The organism is Candidatus Methylomirabilota bacterium (assembly GCA_027293415.1).
GTDB lineage: Bacteria > Methylomirabilota > Methylomirabilia > Methylomirabilales > CSP1-5 > CSP1-5.
This window is the reverse complement of sequence record JAPUFX010000102.1, coordinates 49,172-67,085: the sequence shown is the minus strand read 5'-3', so window position 1 is coordinate 67,085 and position 17,914 is coordinate 49,172. Positions and strand designations below refer to the sequence as shown.

Here is a 17,914-nt window from a genome sequence, read left to right as displayed (position 1 = left end):
GCACTCAGATGATGGTAGAGCACCCTCCCCTTTTCTCCCATCTCACCACAGGCCTCCGAAGGACCCGCGAAATCCTCTTCGAGAGGATCGCACGGCTTCTTCAGCAGCCGCGTGTGGACCCGCAAGTGCTGGAGGAACTCGAGGAGATTCTGATCACGGCCGACCTGGGAATGTTCGCCACCCAGCAGCTCATAAAAGCCGTTCCCTCCGGGATAACAGAGCCCACAGAGCTTCTTCACCTCCTTGAGCAGCAGGTGACGTCGATCCTCTCGGTTCCGCATGGGAATATCCCCGAAGGGCATCCCCATGTGGTTTTGGCTCTCGGGGTGAACGGGGTTGGCAAGACGACCACGATCGGCAAGCTTGCTTTTCGGGCAGTCCGCCAGGGAAAGCGGGTCCTCCTGGCTGGCGCGGACACTTTTCGGGCGGCCGCCATCGAACAGCTCCAGGTCTGGGGGAGCAGAGTTGGAGCCGATGTCATCACCCATCAGGCAGGCGGCGATGCGGCAGCCGTGGTTTTCGATGCGCTCCAGGCAGCCCAGGCGCGGGGGATGGATCTTCTGCTCATCGACACGGCGGGTCGCCTCCACACCAAGAAAAACCTGATGGAGGAGCTCAAAAAGATCCGCAGGGTTATCGCCCAACATCTTCCCGGGGCCCCCCATGAGACCCTACTCATGTTGGATGCCACGACCGGCCTCAACGCGGCCGCCCAGGCAAGGGGGTTCCACCAAGCGATTGGGATTACCGGGCTCATCATCACCAAGCTGGACGGAACAGCTAAGGGAGGGGCGGTCGTCGGGATTGTATCCGAACTTCAGATTCCAGTAGCGTACGTAGGACTAGGGGAAGGGATCGAGGACCTTGAACCCTTCTCTCCCTCGACGTTTGCCTCGGCGTTACTCAGCACAGGGGCCTGATTCGCCTCCCGCCTGTCCCGACGACCCTGATTGACCTTGACACCTTTGATTCCCGGTGATAGCGTGAGCGGTAATCCCTTAAAAAACAGGGGCTTTGCGAGGACAAGGGTGTTTACTGTGAATCAGAAATACATGGAGCGGGCTCTCAGCCTGGCGGCCCAAGGGAGGGGACGAACGAGCCCGAACCCCATGGTTGGGGCGGTCCTAACCCGGCAGGGGGTGATCGTTGGCGAAGGCTATCACGCCTATGCCGGTGGCGATCATGCGGAGGTAGTGGCCCTGAAGGCAGCGGGATCAGCCGCCCGGGGAGCGGTGTGCTACGTCACGCTGGAGCCGTGCGCCCATTACGGCAAGACCCCCCCCTGCGCGGAGGCCCTCGTCAAGGCAGAGGTCACCAGGGTGGTGGTGGCAACCTACGATCCCAACCCCCTCGTGGCAGGGGAAGGCGTGAGAAGGCTCCGGGATGCCGGGATATCCGTGGAGGTCGGTCTTCTTCAAGAGGAGGCGACCCGGCTCAACGAGGCCTACTTTAAATACATTCGTAACAGGAAACCGTTCGTCCTCCTTAAGGCTGCCTTGAGCTTGGATGGTAAACTGGCCACCCGAACTGGAGACTCACAATGGATTACTGGCGAGGGAGCCCGCCGTCGGGTCCATGAAATGCGCAACGCGGTGGATGCCGTGGCCGTAGGCATCGGAACTGTCCTGAGGGACGACCCCATGCTCACCACCCGTTTGGAGGGGCAAGAGGGACGTGATCCCCTGCGGGTGGTCCTGGACAGCCGAGGGCGCCTGCCCCTCACCGCCCAGCTTTTGAGGAGTGGGTCTCGTCCCCCCTTGGTCGCGGTTGGCCCCCGAGTCCCCGCGACTCGCCTCCGCCGACTGAAAGAGGCAGGAGCGGACGTGACGGCACTACCCTACGGCGACGGGGGCCTTTCCCTCCGCGACCTGTTGGGCGAGCTGGGACGCCGAAAGATCACTTCGGTGATGATCGAGGGAGGCGGAAGACTAGCAACTTCCGCGCTCCAGGCGGGGATCGTAGACAAGCTGACCGTGATGCTGTCTCCCGTCCTGATTGGAGGGGAAAAAGCCCCCACCCTGCTGCAAGGAGACGGGATTGAGAAGCTCGTCGAGGCCCTCCACGTCACACAGCTCACAGTCGAACGACTGGGCCAAGATGTCGTGCTCGAGGGCTACCTGACGGAGCCAGTTGCCCCCTGGGTGATATAGGGAGATGTTTACCGGCATCGTAGGAGAGCAGGGAAGAGTCGTTGCCCTTACCCGGGGTGAAAGAGAAGGTGCCCGCTTCACGGTCCATGGCGGACCGTCGATTGCGGATCTCGCGGTGGGACAGAGTATCGCCGTCAACGGCGTCTGCCTCACAGTCATCCTTCGTGAGGGGACGACTTTCACCACTGACCTTTCCCCCGAGACCCTCACACGGACCACCCTCGGCGGATTGAAACCCCAAGAGCGAGTCAATCTGGAGTTGCCGTTGAAGGCAGGAGATTTCCTGGGCGGGCATTTCGTCACCGGACATGTCGACGGTGTCGCACAAGTCATCCGGTGCGAATCCCTGGGTGACTCTACATGGATGTGGATCGCCTTCCCCCCTTCCCTATCAGTGTACATCGCGTCCAAAGGCTCGATCGCCATTGATGGGGTGAGTCTGACGATCGTGGACGTTTCGCAGGAAAGCTTCTCCGTCTGCCTCATCCCCCATACGCCGGCCGTGACGACCCTCGGGGCGAAAGGGCCTGGGAGTCTTGCTAATGTGGAAGTCGATCTTTTGAGTCGCTACCTCGAACGCCTTTTTGCCGGGGAAAAAGTTCGCGACCGATCCCCCCTCAGACCGGAACTGCTCCTCGAGCAGGGTTTCTCCTAGACACCGTGCACAGACCAACACCGGGAGGCACAGATGTCCTTTGACTCCATCGAAGACGCCGTCAAAGGGATTCGAGACGGAAAGATGATTATTGTCGTCGATGACGAGGACCGAGAAAACGAGGGGGATCTGACGATGGCCGCCGATCGGGTATCGCCTGAGGCCATTAACTTTATGGCCAAGGAGGGGCGCGGGCTCATCTGCGTTTCCCTCCCCATCCAGCGGCTCGATGAACTGCACATCCCTTTGATGGTTTCAGAAAATACCTCTCCCCACGAGACCGCTTTTTGTATTTCCGTGGAGGCTCGACGAGGCGTCACTACCGGGGTCTCGGTTCATGACCGCGCTACGACGATTCGCGCGCTGCTCGACCCCAACACGCGACCGGAGGACCTTGTGCGACCGGGCCATGTCTTTCCTCTCCGAGCAAAGGAGGGAGGCGTTCTCGCCCGGGCGGGCCAGACCGAAGCGGCCGTCGACCTGAGCCGACTCGCCGGTCTCTACCCCGCTGGAGTGATCTGCGAAATCATGAACGAAGACGGGAGTATGGCCCGAGTCCCCCAGCTCTTGGACTTCGCTGCCTCTCATGGCCTCCGAATCATCACCGTCAAGGATCTGATTACTTTCCGCATGCGGCGCGAGAAGCTGGTCCGGCGAGTAGCAGATTCCACCGTACCCACCCTCCACGGGACCTTCCGGGCCCTCCTCTACCAAAATCGGGTAGGGAACGACCAGCATTTGGCTCTTACCCTTGGAGATATCACCCCAGCGGATGAAGTGATGGTCCGGGTCCATTCCGAGTGTCTGACCGGTGATGTGTTTGGGTCTCTACGCTGCGATTGCGGGTTGCAGATGGACCGTGCCCTCGCACTGATTGCAGCGGAAGGCACGGGGGTGTTCCTCTATATGCGGCAGGAAGGAAGAGGCATCGGTCTCGCGGACAAGTTCCGCGCCTATGAACTGCAAGACCAAGGCTATGATACAGTGGAGGCCAACGAGAAGTTGGGGTTCAAGGCGGATCTCCGCGACTACGGGATCGGAGCGCAGGTCCTGGTCGATCTTGGGGTGAGCAAGATGCGCCTCCTCACGAACAATCCTCGAAAGATCGTGGGGCTTGAGGGGTACGGACTTCGTATCGTAGAGCGCGTGCCCCTAAAGGTCCACCCCATTCCGGAAAATCGCGGCTATCTGGCAACGAAACAGGAGAAACTCGGTCACCTACTGGACCGAATCCCGGAGGCGCACGGGTCAGGGAGATAGTATGGTGCGACATTTGGAAGGGCACCTGTCTGGCCAGGGGTTTTCTTTTGCCATCGTCCTCAGCAGATTCAACGAGTTCATCACGGCAAAACTCCTCGACGGGGCCGTCGACGGTCTCATCCGTCACGGGGTAGATCCAGACAAAATCGACGTAGTCAAAGTTCCGGGCACCTTTGAGATCCCGGTGACGGCACAGCGTCTGGCTTCGAGTCGTCGATACGATGCTGTTATCTGCCTGGGGGCCGTCATCCGCGGAGCGACCCCTCACTTTGATTACATCGCTGGCGAAGCCGCGAACGGGGTGGCCACGACAGCCCTGAAGACGGGTGTGCCGACAACCTTCGGCGTGATCACGGCCGACACCATCGAGCAGGCGATCGAACGGGCTGGGACCAAAATGGGGAACAAGGGATTCGAGGCGGCTCTGGCCGCGATTGAGATGGCCCATCTGTTCGCTCAGCTCGACAAGGAACAGGAGGAGGATCCGGCCCGGTGGAGTGGATCAGATGGGTAAACGGCGACGGGCGCGAGAACTCGCCCTGACCATTCTCTACCAGCGCGAGTTTCGTCCAGAGAAACACGAGGAGGTCCTAGACCTCTTTTGGGCGGACCACCGTGGCCCGCCGCTAGAGGTCGGGACCTATGCCAGGGAGCTGGTTGAGGGAACCCTCACGCATCGGGAAGAAATCGACACCTTAATCACTCAATACACGGAGCACTGGCACTTTTCGCGGATCGCGCTGGTCGAGCGCAACATCCTCCGGTTGGCAACCTATGAGTTCATCTTCCGCAAAGAGGTTCCCGAAAAGGTGATCCTCAACGAGGCCATCGAGATCGCAAAGCAGTATGGCAGCGAGGACTCCGGCCGGTTCGTGAACGGGATCTTGGATAAGATCCGTGCCATCACCCGGCCTCCTCTCTTAGAACCCGCTGAACGATAACCCCTCCATCCACCCATCCCACGAAAAAATAGCCAGAGAACGAAAAACAGCTGTAATTACGGAAGGGGCACCGCCACGCAAAGGCACGGCAATCGCCGCGCGGCGGAAAACACCTAAGAGAAAGAGGCGGTACAATTGAGGGAGGGATCAATCAAGGACCGGAAAGGACAGACTATCCTCTCTCTTTGCCGTCGTAGCGGCGGAAGACCAGCGTGGCGTTCGTCCCCCCAAACCCGAAGGAGTTGTTTAGGCCAACCTGGATTGTCAAATTCCGGGCTTTATTCGGAACATAGTCCAGGTCACAATCGGGATCGGGGTTCTCGTAGTTGATCGTCGGCGGCACAACCCCATGCTTTATGGACAAGATCGTGGCTGCCGCCTCAATCGCTCCGGCGGCCCCCAATGTATGACCGATCATTGACTTGATGGAACTCACGGGCATCCGATACGCCTGATCACCAAAAACGCGCTTAATGGCCAAGGTCTCATTGGCGTCATTGTACGGGGTGGAAGTTCCATGAGCATTGATGTAGTCCACCTCCTCTGGACGGAGGCCAGCATCGTGCAGCGCGTGCTGCATGGATTGCACTGCCCCTTCCCCTTCGGGGGCCGGAGCAGTAACGTGATACGCATCTCCACTCATCCCGTAACCGGTCACCTCGCCGCATATCGTCGCCCCGCGATCCAGGGCATGCTCTAAAGCCTCCAGGATCAGTACCGCCGCCCCCTCACCCATGACGAAACCGTCCCGTTCCTTATCAAAGGGACGACTAGCCCGCTCTGGTTCATTATTTCTGGTGGAGAGGGCCTTGCAGGCGCTAAATCCGGCCACGCAGAGTGAGGCAATCACCGCCTCGCTCCCGCCCGCCAGCATGATGTCCGCCTCCCCCCGCTGAATGATGCGAAACGAGTCCCCAATGGCGTGATTACCGGTGGCGCAGGCCGTGGACACACACGAGTTTGGACCCTTCGCACCCACCTGCATCGAGATGCGCCCCGAGGCCATGTTGGTAATGATACCGGGAATGAAGAAGGGACTTACCCGGCCGGGTCCCTTCTTCAAGAGGACCTCGTGCTGCTCGACCAGCAACGGGATTCCGCCCATACCCGTCCCAACCAGGACCCCGACTCGATCGCGGTTCGTATCGGAAACTTTAAGGTGGGCATCCTCAACGGCGAGGAGGGCCGCTGCCACCGCGTACTGGGCGAAGAGGTCCATTTTCCGGACTTCTTTCTTCTCGATCCACGTGAGGGGATCAAAGTTCTTTACCTCAGCCGCAATCTGGCAATCATGATCAATCGGGTCGAAGCGAGTGATTCGCTTGACGCCAGAGGTTCCGTTCAAAAGGCGCGACCAAAAAGATTCGACCCCAATCCCAATGGGGGAGACAACCCCCAACCCTGTCACCACGACTCGCCGCATGGTGTCTCCTGGAGCACTCTGCTCCTTCAGGTCCGGTCCGTAATATACTGCACGGCATCCTTTACGTGCACGATCTTCTCCGCATCCTCATCCGGAATCTCAATTTCAAATGCCTCCTCAAGAACCATGATCAACTCCACGGTGTCCAAGGAGTCCGCCCCCAGGTCTTCGATAAAGGAGGCATCGGGCTTGACCTCAGATTCCTCAACCCCAAGCTGTTCGACGATGATCTTTTTCACCTTCTCCGCGACATCCACGGTCCCGCTCACCTTCTCACCTCCAGCGAAATGACCACCCCCTGTTTGTCACATCCAAAGACCGCCGTTCAGATGGATAACCTGACCCGTAATGTAGGCTGCTCGATCCGAGGCAAGAAACGCCACGAGTTCTGCAACGTCTTCAGGTCTTCCGAATCTCCCGAGAGGAATTTGCGAGCGCATCTGCTCCTGAAGCTCAAGATCCAAGGCGTGTGTCATATCCGTTTCAATGAATCCAGGGGCCACGGCGTTCGCCGTAATGCCCCGCGAGGCCACCTCCCTGGCGGTGGCCTTGGTGAGACCGATGATCCCAGCCTTGGCAGCGACGTAGTTGGCCTGGCCGGGATTCCCCATGACTGCCACCACGGAGGTGAGATTGATGATCCGCCCACTCCGCTGTTTGATCATAGGTCGCAGGACAGCCCGGGTGCAGTGGAATACCCCTTTCAGATTCGTGCTCAGCACCGCATCCCACTCTTCATCTTTCATCCGGAGCAAGAGATTATCCCGGGTGATCCCGGCATTGTTCACCAGGATATCGACCTGCCCGAACCGCTCGACACACGCCCCTATCATCTGCTCGACCTCGGAGGCCCGCGTGACATCAGCCTGAACCGCCAAAGCTTGAACTCCCGAAGACTCAAGCTCTGCTGCAACTTTCTCGAGTAGGACACGGTCTCGCGCGCAGAGCGTGATCACCGCGCCCTCCCTGGCCAATACTGTAGCCACCGCTCGGCCGATTCCACGCGACCCTCCGGTGACAACAGCGACCTTTCCTTGCAGGGTCATGCCTTAGCCGTTGCGGCGAGGGTCTCCTTTAGACTCTTCCGGTCCTCGATGTAGTAGACTCGCACCATTTCATCGATCCGCTTGATCAGCCCCGAGAGGACCTTTCCTGGCCCGAGTTCGATGAAGGTTTCCACACCCTCCCGAGTCAGACGGCGGATGACTTCGACCCATCGGACGGGATGGTCGAGCTGTTCGATTAGGCTCTGGGTCACCTGCGCTGCAGTCCGCTTGGGTTCCGCGTCAAGGCCAGCAATGAATGGGACATTTGGAGCGCGGATGTCCAATCCGCCCAATACGGTCGCGAATTCCTTCGCGATGGACCGCATCAGGCTCGAGTGAAACGGGGCACTCACGGGTAGGAAAAGGACCCGCTTTGCTCCCCTGGCTCGGGCGGCCACGGACGTGCGGTTCACGGCGACAGTATGCCCCGCCACCACCGTCTGCGTCGGTGCATTTAAATTCGCCACCTCAACGACTTCGCCCCGGGCAGCGTCCCGACAGATCTCTTCCACCGTATCAGGACTGAGACCGATGATGGCAGCCATGGCACCGGCCCCGACGGCGACCGCCTCCTGCATCAGTTCTCCACGGCGCCGGACCGCCCGTAGCGCATCCGAATAGGCTAACGACCCCGCAGCGACGAGAGCCGTATACTCTCCCAGACTGTGCCCAGCCACAAAGTCTGGATGAATTCCTTGCTCACGGAGAACGGTTAAGACCATGGTGCTTACCGTTAGGACTGCTGGCTGCGTGTTGGCCGTTAGGCTGAGTTCCTCCTCGGTGCTCGCAAAGCAAAGACGCCCCAGATCGAGCCCAAGGACCTCACTCCCCGATTCCATGAGAGCGTGCGCCGCAGGAAAGTTCCGCGCCATGTCCCAGCCCATGCCTACGTACTGGGACCCCTGACCCGGAAAAACGAATGCGGTCTTACCTCCCATTACCCCTTGCGTGCAGTGTGCCTTGGGCTGCCCTTGTTCCCAAGTCGACCGAGAGGGGTCTTCTACCAACGAACCACCGCCGAGCCCCAGGTCAGCCCTCCACCAAATGCCACTAAGATAATGAGGTCCCCTTCACGAACCTTTCCGGTGCGAACCGCCTCATCCAGAGCTAGAGGAACGGAGGCGGCCGATGTATTCCCGAACCGAACAATGTTGGTAACTACCTTCTCCGGAGGAAGGGAGAGCCGATGGGCGAGCGCCTGAATGATTCGGCTGTTGGCCTGGTGGGGAACAAGCAGATCGACGTCCGAGATCTCCAGACGGTTGTGTTTTAAGGCCGCGATACAGGCGTCCTCCATGGCCCGGACGGCGATCCGAAACACCTCATTGCCGTTTGGCATTTTGATCGTGTTGAGACGTTGCTCGAGGACCTCGGGTGTCACGGGACACCGCGATCCGCCCCCCGGTGCCACCAGAAGATCCCACTGCGTTCCGTCAGAGTACAAATGTGTGGAGAGAACTCCCCCATCCCCCTTTTGGCCCTGGAGAACGACTGCCCCTGCTCCATCCCCAAACAGGACACAGGTGTTCCGGTCACTCCAATCGGTGAGGGTGGAGAGAGTTTCGGAACCCACGAGGAGAATGGTTCGATACATCCCGGTTCGGATGAAGTTATCCGCAATGGCGAGACCATAGATGAACCCTGAACAGGCGGCTGAAACATCAAGGGCCGCCGCCCGCCGGGCATGTAATCGGTCCTGAAGGAGACACGCCGTGGCCGGGAACAGAAGGGCAGGAGTGATGGTGGCCACCAGGATAAGGTCTAGATCAATCGGGTCGAGTGAGGCAGCCTCCAGAGCCTGAACTGCTGCCGTCTCCGCAAGGGTAGCCGTATCTTCACCTTGACTGCAGATCCGTCGTTCCGAGATCCCTGTTCGAGAAGTGACCCACTCATCACTGGTCTCGACCAGCCCTTGCAGGTCCGCGTTCCGCAAGATCCGCGATGGTACCCCTGATCCCGTGCCGATAATTCGGCTCCGCTCCATGACCCCCCCTAGCTGTGGGCGACCCCTTCCCGAATGCTCTCGATCATCCGATTTTTGACGCAGTCCGCCGCTACGCGAACCCCGTTCTTGATCGCCTTGGCCGTCGATCGCCCGTGGCCAATGACAACAACCCCGCTCACACCGAGGAGCGGGGCGCCGCCGTACTCCGTGTAATCGATGCGTCGGTGGAAACGCTCCAGCGATGACCGGAGAAGCAACATGCCCACCTTCCCGAGCAGGCCGCGATTCAACTGCTCCTTGAAGAGGGTGAGCATCATCTCAGCCGCACTCTCACCGATCTTCAGCGCAACATTTCCAGTAAAGCCATCACAAACTACCACATCGGCTTTTCCGTTGAAGACATCAACACCCTCGATGTTGCCAATGAAGTCTACTCCAGGCTCATCCTCCAACGAACGGAATGCCTCCCTGGTGAGCTCGTTTCCCTTCGTCTCTTCTTCTCCAATGCTGAGCAGGCCGACCCGCGGATCCGATTTTCCCAGGACCTTCCTTGCATAGACCGTGCCCATGATGGCAAATTGAACAAGGTGCCGAGGCTTACTGTCCACGTTTGCCCCGGCATCCACGAGAATGGCGTATCCACCGAGGGTGGGCAATTGGGCAGCAATCGCAGGCCGTTCCACACCGGCCAGGGGCCCCAGAATGACCAAAGCGGTGGCCATGACCGCCCCGGTGTTTCCAGCGCTCACGATAGCCTCGGCTTCCCCCTCCTTGACGAGGTCAACCCCTACCCTGATTGACGAATCCTTCTTTTTCCGGAGTGCCACTGCAGGGGACTCACGCATCTCCACCACCTCAGGGGCGTGTCGAATGCGGATGTCCACCTTCCGGGTGTCAAGTCGGGAAAGCTCTCTGGCAATCTCATCCTCAACCCCGACGAGGATCACAGAAAGGTTTAACTCTCGGGCAGCCGCAACTGCGCCATTCACGGTGACGGCGACACCGCCATCTCCGCCCATGGCGTCCAGGGCAATCGTCACTCGACCGCGGTGGGCTAGCCAAAAGGGTTTGATATCCATCCCGCCTCGCCGTCCCGGGCATTGACGGCTTCTTCCCTATGTCTCTTGCTGCTTGACGACCTCACGGCCCCGGTAGGTGCCACAGCTCGGGCAGACCCGATGGGGGAGTTTCCTCTCTCGACAGTGAGGGCACACCGTCACCGCGGGCACAGAAAGAGCATCATGCGCTCTGCGTTTCCTGGTTCGCGCGTTGGAATGGCGACGTTTGGGAAGCCCCACGATCCTCTCCTCTTGCCTGCTACAAGAGCGACTCCAACTCCCTCCAACGTGGATCAAGGCGGGCACTGGAACAAGGGCAGGGCCCCTCGTTCAGGTTCTTCCCGCATTGGGGGCAGAGCCCCCGGCATCCTTCATGGCACAAGGGCTTTACCGGCAGGGCCAGGAGGACATTCTCCCGGACGAGCCCCGCGACATTAATCTGTGCCCCTTCGAGGAAGCTTACATCCAGTTCTTCAGGACCCAGTTCATGGTCCTCTTCAACACTGGCCCCGAGGGGGCCGCGATATCGAACCTCGAAACCCTCAGAAACCGGCAGGCTAAAGAACTCGAAACACCGACTGCAATGGAGCTCGAGGTGCGACGAGATCTCCCCCCGCACCGAGACCCCGGTAGAGGACCGACAGAAATGCAGCGTGGCCTCAACTGGCCGGAGCGGATGAACCCTTTCCCCAGAGGGATCAAGAAAATCCTCGGCCTCACGGAACTGAACTTCCAGACCCTCTGACGGAATCTGGGTGATGTCAACGAACATCCAGTTTCACCTCACAAATGTGGCGAATTATACTGAGGGTACCTCGCGATGTCAAGGGAAAAACCTGAACAATCTCCAGATAACCCCGCGACATAACAGCGTTCTATGCGATGCACACGCTTCAGTGCTCCGCCACTGTGCCAGCAACGCAACCCTCACATCCCGAATCTCAAGATCTCAATCTCCGCGAAGAAGTAGGGGACCTCAAAGGTCGCAGACTCTGGCGAATCAGACCCGTGGATCGCATTTCGCTCAATACCCGTGCCAAATTCCCGCCGAATGGTTCCGGGGGACGCCTGGGCCGGGTCTGTAGCCCCCATTATAGCACGCACGGTCGAGATCGATTTTTCTCCCTGCAAGACCATGACCACCGAGGGCCCCGAGCTCATGAAGGTAGTCAGGCTTTCAAAAAAGGGACGTTCACGGTGGACACGATAAAATTGCTCGGCTTCTTGTCTTTCCATGCGAACCATTTTCAGGCCACAGATCTGGAGCCCTGCCTCCTCGAAACGGCGGATGATTTCGCCGGTCTTCCCGCGGTCGACCGCATCCGGTTTTACAATCGCCAACGTCTGCTCCATGCCTGCCCCCTTTCAGAACAAAGGCCACCTGGAACACAGGTGGCCTTGTCTCGGAGCGCCGTGAATTCAACGACACAGCTCCCTGGACGCCTCCTCCTGGCTATCTACCTTGGAGGCTTTTTTCCACCATCATCCCCATCTCAGCTGGGGACCGGCAGACACGGATTCCTGCAGCTTCCATAGCGTGGATCTTCTCCGTGGCCGTTCCCTTTCCTCCCGCGATAATGGCACCGGCATGTCCCATGCGGCGGCCCGGCGGGGCCGTCATCCCCGCCACATACCCGATGACTGTCCTATCGATGTGTGCCTTGACGAAGGTGGCGGCTTCCTCTTCAGCGGTCCCTCCGATCTCCCCTATGAGGAGAACGGCCTCCGTCTGGGGATCATCTCGAAAGAGATGGAGACAATCTACAAAGTTGGTCCCGATAATTTGATCGCCACCAACCCCCACACACGTGGATTGTCCGATCCCTCGCTGGGTCAACTGCCACACTGCCTCATAGGTGAGGGTTCCGCTTCGTGATATCACTCCAACTGGACCCGGCAAATGGATGTGACCAGGCATGATCCCCACCTTGGCCTTGCCTGGAGAGATCACTCCGGGGCAGTTGGGGCCCACGAGCCGAGTGGTCTTTCCCTGCAGATATCGTGAGACTTTCACCATGTCCAGGGCGGGAATGCCCTCGGTGATGCACACGATCACGGCGATGCCTGCATCAGCTGCCTCGAGAATAGCATCCGCGGCAAAGGCTGGGGGAACAAAGATCAAGGAGGTATTAGCACCGGTCTCCTGCACGCTTTGGATAACGGAATTGAAGACAGGGATTCCCTCGTGGATCACCCCTCCCTTGCCGGGGGTCACCCCCGCCACTACCTTCGTGCCATACTCGAGACACCCCCGGGCGTGGAAGCTTCCTTCTTTTCCCGTAATCCCTTGGACCACGAGCCGTGTATTGTTATCGACCAGTATGCTCATCGCTCTTGACCCGTTCAGGGTTCAAGGTTCAGAGTTCATGAAAATTGTAGCGATTCCCCCATCACCGACGAACCCAACCCGGAACTCTTCACCCTAGACTCTGAACCCTGAACTGTGAACCCCCTTGGCGGCCTCGACCGCCCGGGTTGCGGCATCGGCCATCGTGCTGGCGGTGAGGAAATTGAGTCCAGATTCCTCAAGCATCTGCCTGCCCAGCTCTACATTGGTCCCCTCCATCCGGATCACCACAGGGACCTTTACCTGCAGGGTCTTCACCGCCTGAATCAGTCCCTCTGCAAGGCGATCGCAACGAAGGATGCCTCCAAAGATATTGATCAGAACAGCCCGGATCCCTTTGTCCGCAAGGAGGATGCGAAAGGCATTTTCAATCTGTTCCGCGCTCGCCCCTCCTCCTACGTCAAGGAAATTTGCCGGCTCGCCTCCAGCGAGCTTGATGATGTCCATGGTGGCCATGGCGAGGCCAGCCCCGTTTACCATACACCCCACGGTCCCATCTAACTTGATGTAACTGAGGCGAAAGTGCGATGCCTCAACCTCCAGTGGGGACTCCTCGTGAAGATCTCGAAGCGCAACGATCTCCTGGTGGCGGAAGAGGCCATTATCATCAAAAGTAATCTTTGCATCAAGCGCGAGGAGCCCTCCGTCCGTTTGCACCAGAGGATTAATTTCGGCCAATGAACAGTCCTTTTCTTGAAAGACACGATAGAGTTTTGAGAAGAGGTCTGCACCCTGGGCTGCTAATCCTCCGTCCAGCGCAAGCCCGTATGCGAGTTTTCTCCCGGCGAAGGCAGAGAATCCGACCGCGGGGTCGACGGCAACTTTCAAGATCTTTTCCGGGCTGCGGGCCGCCACTTCTTCAATTTCCATCCCTCCGGCCTCGCTGGCCATCACGACAGGCATGCTTGCCTTTCGATCGAGAACAATTCCAGCATAGAGTTCCCGGCGAATGTCAACTCCCTCTTCGATCAGCACCTGCCGGACAATCGTTCCTTCAGGTCCGGTCTGAGGAGTGACAAGAGGCTTTCCGAGTATTTCACTAGCAATCCGTTCCGCCTCCTCTGCTGATCGGGCCAACTTCACCCCGCCCCCTTTTCCTCGTCCCCCTGCATGGATTTGGGCCTTAACCACCACAGTCCCCCCAAGCCGTGAAGCCGCCCTCTTGGCATCGGAGGCAGCGGTAACAACTTCTCCTTGGGGAACAGGGACGCCGTAAGCAGCGAGAATTTCTTTTGCTTGATACTCGTGAATCTTCATGTTCACCTCGCAGGTTCGACCGGAGCGGATGGAGCCAGGGGACCTATTTTTTTCCTCTTACCTTCTTAATCAGCCACACGACCGGGTCGTAGTATTCGTCTACCACCCGCTCTTTGAGGGGAATGATGACATTGTCCGTAATGTGAATGTGTTCTGGACAGACCTCGGTACAGCACTTGGTAATGTTGCAGAATCCAAGTCCTGCTTTCGCACGGAGCAGTTCGGTCCGGGAATCGGTGTCCAGGGGGTGCATTTCGAGGGCGGCGATACGCACAAAGAACCGCGGGCCGGCAAATGCTCTCATCTTATCTGGATGATCTCGGATGACATGACAGACGTTCTGGCAGAGAAAGCATTCGATGCACTTGTGGAACTCCTGTGCTCGGTCGATGTCCTCCTGCATCATTCGATAAGTGCCATCCGGCTCGGGCGGCCCCGGTTTGAAGGTCGGGATCTGCTTGGCCACCTCGTAATTGTACGACACATCGGTCACCAGATCTCTGACAAGGGGGAACGTCTTCATGGGGGCGACAGTGATGGGCTCGTCCGCCGAAAAAAGGCTCATCCGGGCCATACACATGAGCCGTGGCTTACCGTTGACCTCGGCACTGCAGGAGCCGCACTTGCCTGCCTTGCAGTTCCACCGGACGGCCAAATCGTTAGCATGCATCGCCTGAATCCGGTGGATGACGTCCAAGACCACCATCCCCTCCTCGACGGGGACACGGTACTCCTGCAAGCCTCCGCCGGTCTCGTCGCCTCGCCAGACGCGAAAGGTGAAGTCCCTCATCTACTTGTCTCCTTCGAACAGCTTTTTGAGGTCGTCAGGCATCTCCGGGAGTGGCTCTTGGGGAACGGTAATTTCTCCATTCACCTGTCGCACCACGACATTGGCTTTGCCGAAAGCCGGATCCATCTTTGGATAATCCTCGCGGGTGTGGGCGCCGCGACTCTCCTTCCGCTCCATTGCTGCTCGAGTCACTATTTCGGAGACCGTGAGCAACGAATCTAAATCGAGGGCCAGATGCCAGGCAGGGTTATACTCGCGGTTCCCACCGATCTTGATCCGACGGGTCCGTTCACGCAGCACCCCGATTTCGTCCAGTGCTTTCTTCAGCTCACCCTCGGTCCGAATTATCCCGACCAGGCTCTGCATACACTCCTGGAGGTCTTGGTGAATCGTATATGGATTCTCTGTCCCACTCCGCTCGAATGGCTCGAGACACTCCCGGGCCATCGCTTCGACCTGGCCCACATCAATCGTGAGCGTTCCCTGAAAGTTTTTCGCATACTCAGCCGAGTACAAGCCCGCTCGACGCCCGAACACGACCAGATCGGAGAGCGAGTTGCCGCCTAGACGGTTTGCCCCGTGCATACCCGCGGCTACTTCGCCCGCGGCAAAGAGCCCCGGAACAGTCGCTGCTGTCGTATCGGCATCTACTCGCACCCCGCCCATGACGTAGTGGCAGGTGGGACCGACCTCCATGGATTGTTTTGTGATGTCGACGTCGGCCAGTTCCTTGAACTGGTGGTACATGGAGGGAAGCCGCCGCTTGATATACTCGGGGTCGCGGCGGTTTGCGATATCAAGGAAGACGCCGCCGTGCGGACTCCCCCGCCCGGCTTTCACTTCCGCATTGATCGCCCGGGCCACCTCGTCACGTGGCAGCAGATCCGGCGTGCGTCGATTGTTCTTCTTGTCGGTATACCACCGGTCAGCTTCCGCCTCCGTCTCGGCAGTCTCCGCCCGGAAGAACTCGGGAATGTACTTGAACATAAAACGCTCTCCGAGCGAGTTCGTGAGCGTTCCGCCATCGCCCCGAACGCCTTCAGTAACCAAGATGCCGCGGACGCTTGGAGGCCAGACCATTCCTGTCGGGTGAAATTGAACGAACTCCATGTCCATCAGGTCCGCACCAGCCCAGCAGGAGAGGGAAAGGCCGTCTCCGGTGTACTCCCAGGAGTTTGACGTGATCTTCCAGGCCTTGCCGATGCCACCGGTCGCGAGAACGATCGCCTTGGCTTTAAAGACAACAAAACAACCGCTGTCCCGCCAGTATCCGAAGGCTCCAGCGATCCGGTCTCCGTCCTTCAATAGGCGGAAGATAGTGCATTCCATGAAGACATCGATCCCTTTGTGGACCGCATGCTGCTGAAGGGTCCGGATCATCTCTAAGCCGGTGCGGTCGCCAACGTGCGCGAGGCGTGCGTAGCGGTGGCCCCCGAAGTCGCGCTGGAGGATTCGACCATCTTTCGTCCGATCAAAAAGCGCCCCCCACGCCTCCAACTCGAGTACGCGCGCCGGCGCTTCTTGCGCATGGAGCTGCGCCATGCGCCAATTGCAGAGCATCTTGCCTCCGCGCATGGTGTCGCGAAAGTGCACCTGCCAATTGTCCTCGGGGTAGATGTTCCCCAGCGCCGCCGCAATGCCTCCTTCGGCCATCACCGTGTGGGCCTTTCCTAAGAGTGACTTGCAGACGAGTGCCGTCCGGGCGCCCTGTGCTGAGGCCTCAATGGCGGCGCGGAGCCCTGCGCCCCCCGCCCCCACCACAATCACATCGTAGTCGTGCGTCTCATATTTATCCAATATCATTAGAATAACCTCACGTCTGTAACGATACCCATAGACACAAGCCGAACATACAGGTCGGTGAGACCCACGCCGACAAGGCTAATCCAGGCAAAGAGTGCATGCCGCTCGTTCAGGGTGGTTACAAGAGTCCAGATCCGGTATCGGGAAGGAGCCTTGGAAAAGACGTCGAGCTGACCCCCGCAGAGGTGGCGGCACGAGTGGCACGAGAAGGTATAGAGCGAAAGAAGCACGACGTTGGCCCAGAGCACGAGCGTGCCTACGCCCACGCCAAACCCATCAGGAAAGCGATGAGCGTTAATCGCATCCCAAGCGAGGAAAAGGATGACGAGTACAGCGATATAAAAGGTGTAGCGGTGAATGTTCTGGAAGGTCAGGAAGCCCGTTTCTCCGTCGTAGCCCCTGCGTGCATCAGGCACGGCGCAGGCTGGCGGCGCCCACCAGAACGAACGGTAGTAGGCCTTCCGATAGTAGTAGCATGTGAGGCGGAATATGCCCGGGGCCCACAAAATCAGGAACGCGGGGGACCAGGTCCACCAGGGACCCACGAGCGGGAGGGTAATGTGCTCGCAATTGGCAGAAATGCAGGGAGAATAGAAGGGCGACAGATAGGGGGCGGTGTAATAGTGGGCGTTCTGAAAGGCAGCCCAGGTGGCATAGACAATGAATGCTCCCAGCCCGAGCACTGTCAGCAAGGGCTGGATCCACCAGCTATCCTTTCGGAGCGCCATCGCACCTGCCACCTGTCCCCGTTGATTCTTGAGTACCTTCCCGATCATGTGTTGGTCTCCTGCCGGCAGGTCTACAGTTTTAACTTCTCCACGAGTTCGCGGACTGCCCCAGTGGACTTGTCGAATGCGGCCTGCTCTTCCGGAGTGAATTTAACTTCGACTACCTGCTCGATCCTACCCCGGCCGAGCTTGACCGGGACACCCACAAAGAGTCTCGTCATATCGTACTCGCCGTTGAGATTAACGGCGCACGGAAGGATCTTGTTCGCTCCCCAAAGGCCTTCTTTACGGAGGTATCGAGGACCCGCAGCCTGGCCGGCCATATAGCGAGGCCTATCCCATCCCCCCTGGATGAAGGGAATAATAGGTTGTCGAGGATGCGGAATTTCCTTTCGGTAAACTGGATTCGGTGGTCGATCAGGAGGGGGGTTGTGCGATCCTTCGCGTCCCATCGCCTCCTCCCCTGCCTGTGTAAAACGTATGGTCAGAAACGCAGCCGACTCCTTCCAAA

21 protein-coding genes are annotated in these 17,914 nt (G+C 58.9%); 7 read left to right on the top strand and 14 right to left on the bottom strand.

Annotated features, from left to right (window positions below; translation table 11 throughout):
• The first annotated feature begins 8 nt into the window (after positions 1-8).
• From ftsY to nusB, 6 genes are all read left to right on the top strand, one after another.
• A complete protein-coding gene (gene ftsY / locus O6929_07790) occupies positions 9-920 on the top strand; it encodes a signal recognition particle-docking protein FtsY (GenBank protein MCZ6480288.1) in 912 nt (303 codons plus the stop codon).
• Between the two features lie 108 nt (positions 921-1,028).
• Positions 1,029-2,150: a bifunctional diaminohydroxyphosphoribosylaminopyrimidine deaminase/5-amino-6-(5-phosphoribosylamino)uracil reductase RibD gene (gene ribD, locus O6929_07785; protein MCZ6480287.1), complete on the top strand. Its 1,122-nt coding sequence runs from the start codon at positions 1,029-1,031 to the stop codon at positions 2,148-2,150.
• Between the two features lie 4 nt (positions 2,151-2,154).
• Positions 2,155-2,805, top strand: coding sequence for a riboflavin synthase (locus O6929_07780; GenBank protein MCZ6480286.1), 651 nt, complete (start codon positions 2,155-2,157; stop codon positions 2,803-2,805).
• Between the two features lie 33 nt (positions 2,806-2,838).
• Entirely contained in the window at positions 2,839-4,065 is a 1,227-nt protein-coding gene (locus O6929_07775; protein MCZ6480285.1) for a bifunctional 3,4-dihydroxy-2-butanone-4-phosphate synthase/GTP cyclohydrolase II, read from the top strand.
• A 1-nt stretch (position 4,066) separates the two neighbouring features.
• Positions 4,067-4,579, top strand: a complete 513-nt coding sequence (gene ribE / locus O6929_07770) for a 6,7-dimethyl-8-ribityllumazine synthase (GenBank protein ID MCZ6480284.1) — start codon at positions 4,067-4,069, stop codon at positions 4,577-4,579.
• On the top strand, positions 4,572-5,006 hold the full coding sequence (nusB, locus tag O6929_07765) for a transcription antitermination factor NusB (GenBank protein MCZ6480283.1): 435 nt from the start codon (positions 4,572-4,574) through the stop codon (positions 5,004-5,006). Before ribE ends, nusB begins: the two co-directional genes overlap by 8 nt.
• 172 nt (positions 5,007-5,178) lie before the next feature.
• On the opposite strand, the gene fabF is transcribed toward nusB, so the two are convergent.
• The 7 genes from fabF to rpmF all read right to left on the bottom strand — a co-directional run bounded on the left by fabF (position 5,179) and on the right by rpmF (position 10,718).
• Entirely contained in the window at positions 5,179-6,429 is a 1,251-nt protein-coding gene (fabF, locus tag O6929_07760; protein ID MCZ6480282.1) for a beta-ketoacyl-ACP synthase II, read from the bottom strand.
• A 26-nt stretch (positions 6,430-6,455) separates the two neighbouring features.
• Positions 6,456-6,686 (bottom strand): acyl carrier protein, encoded by a 231-nt coding sequence (acpP, locus tag O6929_07755; GenBank protein MCZ6480281.1) that lies wholly within the window; start codon positions 6,684-6,686, stop codon positions 6,456-6,458.
• Positions 6,687-6,734: 48 nt separating this feature from the next.
• Positions 6,735-7,475: a 3-oxoacyl-ACP reductase FabG gene (gene fabG / locus O6929_07750; GenBank protein ID MCZ6480280.1), complete on the bottom strand. Its 741-nt coding sequence runs from the start codon at positions 7,473-7,475 to the stop codon at positions 6,735-6,737.
• Entirely contained in the window at positions 7,472-8,413 is a 942-nt protein-coding gene (gene fabD / locus O6929_07745) for an ACP S-malonyltransferase (GenBank protein MCZ6480279.1), read from the bottom strand. The genes fabG and fabD overlap by 4 nt, the downstream gene beginning before the upstream one ends.
• Before the next feature lie 62 nt (positions 8,414-8,475).
• Positions 8,476-9,459: a ketoacyl-ACP synthase III gene (locus tag O6929_07740; protein MCZ6480278.1), complete on the bottom strand. Its 984-nt coding sequence runs from the start codon at positions 9,457-9,459 to the stop codon at positions 8,476-8,478.
• Positions 9,460-9,467: 8 nt separating this feature from the next.
• Positions 9,468-10,499, bottom strand: a complete 1,032-nt coding sequence (gene plsX, locus O6929_07735; GenBank protein ID MCZ6480277.1) for a phosphate acyltransferase PlsX — start codon at positions 10,497-10,499, stop codon at positions 9,468-9,470.
• A 36-nt stretch (positions 10,500-10,535) separates the two neighbouring features.
• Complete coding sequence (rpmF, locus tag O6929_07730) at positions 10,536-10,718, bottom strand: 50S ribosomal protein L32 (protein MCZ6480276.1); 183 nt, start codon at positions 10,716-10,718, stop codon at positions 10,536-10,538.
• On the opposite strand from rpmF, the gene O6929_07725 reads away from it, so the two are divergent.
• Positions 10,690-11,223, top strand: coding sequence for a hypothetical protein (locus tag O6929_07725; GenBank protein ID MCZ6480275.1), 534 nt, complete (start codon positions 10,690-10,692; stop codon positions 11,221-11,223). The two genes, rpmF and O6929_07725, sit on opposite strands and share 29 nt — an antisense overlap.
• A gap of 182 nt (positions 11,224-11,405) precedes the next feature.
• Here the strand turns inward: O6929_07725 and ndk are convergent, their stop codons facing one another.
• The 7 genes from ndk to O6929_07690 all read right to left on the bottom strand — a co-directional run bounded on the left by ndk (position 11,406) and on the right by O6929_07690 (position 17,855).
• A complete protein-coding gene (gene ndk / locus O6929_07720; protein ID MCZ6480274.1) occupies positions 11,406-11,831 on the bottom strand; it encodes a nucleoside-diphosphate kinase in 426 nt (141 codons plus the stop codon).
• Positions 11,832-11,931: 100 nt separating this feature from the next.
• Positions 11,932-12,807: a succinate--CoA ligase subunit alpha gene (gene sucD / locus O6929_07715; GenBank protein MCZ6480273.1), complete on the bottom strand. Its 876-nt coding sequence runs from the start codon at positions 12,805-12,807 to the stop codon at positions 11,932-11,934.
• Between the two features lie 93 nt (positions 12,808-12,900).
• Positions 12,901-14,082, bottom strand: a complete 1,182-nt coding sequence (gene sucC / locus O6929_07710) for an ADP-forming succinate--CoA ligase subunit beta (protein ID MCZ6480272.1) — start codon at positions 14,080-14,082, stop codon at positions 12,901-12,903.
• A 43-nt stretch (positions 14,083-14,125) separates the two neighbouring features.
• Positions 14,126-14,872 (bottom strand): succinate dehydrogenase/fumarate reductase iron-sulfur subunit, encoded by a 747-nt coding sequence (locus O6929_07705; protein ID MCZ6480271.1) that lies wholly within the window; start codon positions 14,870-14,872, stop codon positions 14,126-14,128.
• Positions 14,873-16,675, bottom strand: a complete 1,803-nt coding sequence (locus tag O6929_07700; GenBank protein ID MCZ6480270.1) for a fumarate reductase/succinate dehydrogenase flavoprotein subunit — start codon at positions 16,673-16,675, stop codon at positions 14,873-14,875.
• On the bottom strand, positions 16,675-17,451 hold the full coding sequence (locus O6929_07695) for a hypothetical protein (GenBank protein MCZ6480269.1): 777 nt from the start codon (positions 17,449-17,451) through the stop codon (positions 16,675-16,677). The genes O6929_07700 and O6929_07695 overlap by 1 nt, the downstream gene beginning before the upstream one ends.
• A gap of 23 nt (positions 17,452-17,474) precedes the next feature.
• On the bottom strand, positions 17,475-17,855 hold the full coding sequence (locus tag O6929_07690) for a hypothetical protein (GenBank protein MCZ6480268.1): 381 nt from the start codon (positions 17,853-17,855) through the stop codon (positions 17,475-17,477).
• Between the last annotated feature and the right edge of the window lie 59 nt (positions 17,856-17,914).

Bases quoted from the DNA above. Each gene is read 5' to 3' on its own strand.
- ftsY (MCZ6480288.1), top strand. From the start codon at position 9: ATGATGGTAGAGCACCCTCCCCTTTTCTCCCATCTCACCACAGGCCTC.
- O6929_07780 (MCZ6480286.1), top strand. From the start codon at position 2,155: ATGTTTACCGGCATCGTAGGAGAGCAGGGAAGAGTCGTTGCCCTTACC.
- O6929_07775 (MCZ6480285.1), top strand. From the start codon at position 2,839: ATGTCCTTTGACTCCATCGAAGACGCCGTCAAAGGGATTCGAGACGGA.
- ribE (MCZ6480284.1), top strand. From the start codon at position 4,067: ATGGTGCGACATTTGGAAGGGCACCTGTCTGGCCAGGGGTTTTCTTTT.
- nusB (MCZ6480283.1), top strand. From the start codon at position 4,572: ATGGGTAAACGGCGACGGGCGCGAGAACTCGCCCTGACCATTCTCTAC.
- fabF (MCZ6480282.1), bottom strand. From the start codon at position 6,429: ATGCGGCGAGTCGTGGTGACAGGGTTGGGGGTTGTCTCCCCCATTGGG.
- fabG (MCZ6480280.1), bottom strand. From the start codon at position 7,475: ATGACCCTGCAAGGAAAGGTCGCTGTTGTCACCGGAGGGTCGCGTGGA.
- fabD (MCZ6480279.1), bottom strand. From the start codon at position 8,413: ATGGGAGGTAAGACCGCATTCGTTTTTCCGGGTCAGGGGTCCCAGTAC.
- O6929_07740 (MCZ6480278.1), bottom strand. From the start codon at position 9,459: ATGGAGCGGAGCCGAATTATCGGCACGGGATCAGGGGTACCATCGCGG.
- plsX (MCZ6480277.1), bottom strand. From the start codon at position 10,499: ATGGATATCAAACCCTTTTGGCTAGCCCACCGCGGTCGAGTGACGATT.
- ndk (MCZ6480274.1), bottom strand. From the start codon at position 11,831: ATGGAGCAGACGTTGGCGATTGTAAAACCGGATGCGGTCGACCGCGGG.
- sucD (MCZ6480273.1), bottom strand. From the start codon at position 12,807: ATGAGCATACTGGTCGATAACAATACACGGCTCGTGGTCCAAGGGATT.
- sucC (MCZ6480272.1), bottom strand. From the start codon at position 14,082: ATGAAGATTCACGAGTATCAAGCAAAAGAAATTCTCGCTGCTTACGGC.
- O6929_07705 (MCZ6480271.1), bottom strand. From the start codon at position 14,872: ATGAGGGACTTCACCTTTCGCGTCTGGCGAGGCGACGAGACCGGCGGA.
- O6929_07700 (MCZ6480270.1), bottom strand. From the start codon at position 16,675: ATGATATTGGATAAATATGAGACGCACGACTACGATGTGATTGTGGTG.
- O6929_07695 (MCZ6480269.1), bottom strand. From the start codon at position 17,451: ATGATCGGGAAGGTACTCAAGAATCAACGGGGACAGGTGGCAGGTGCG.
- O6929_07690 (MCZ6480268.1), bottom strand. From the start codon at position 17,855: ATGGGACGCGAAGGATCGCACAACCCCCCTCCTGATCGACCACCGAAT.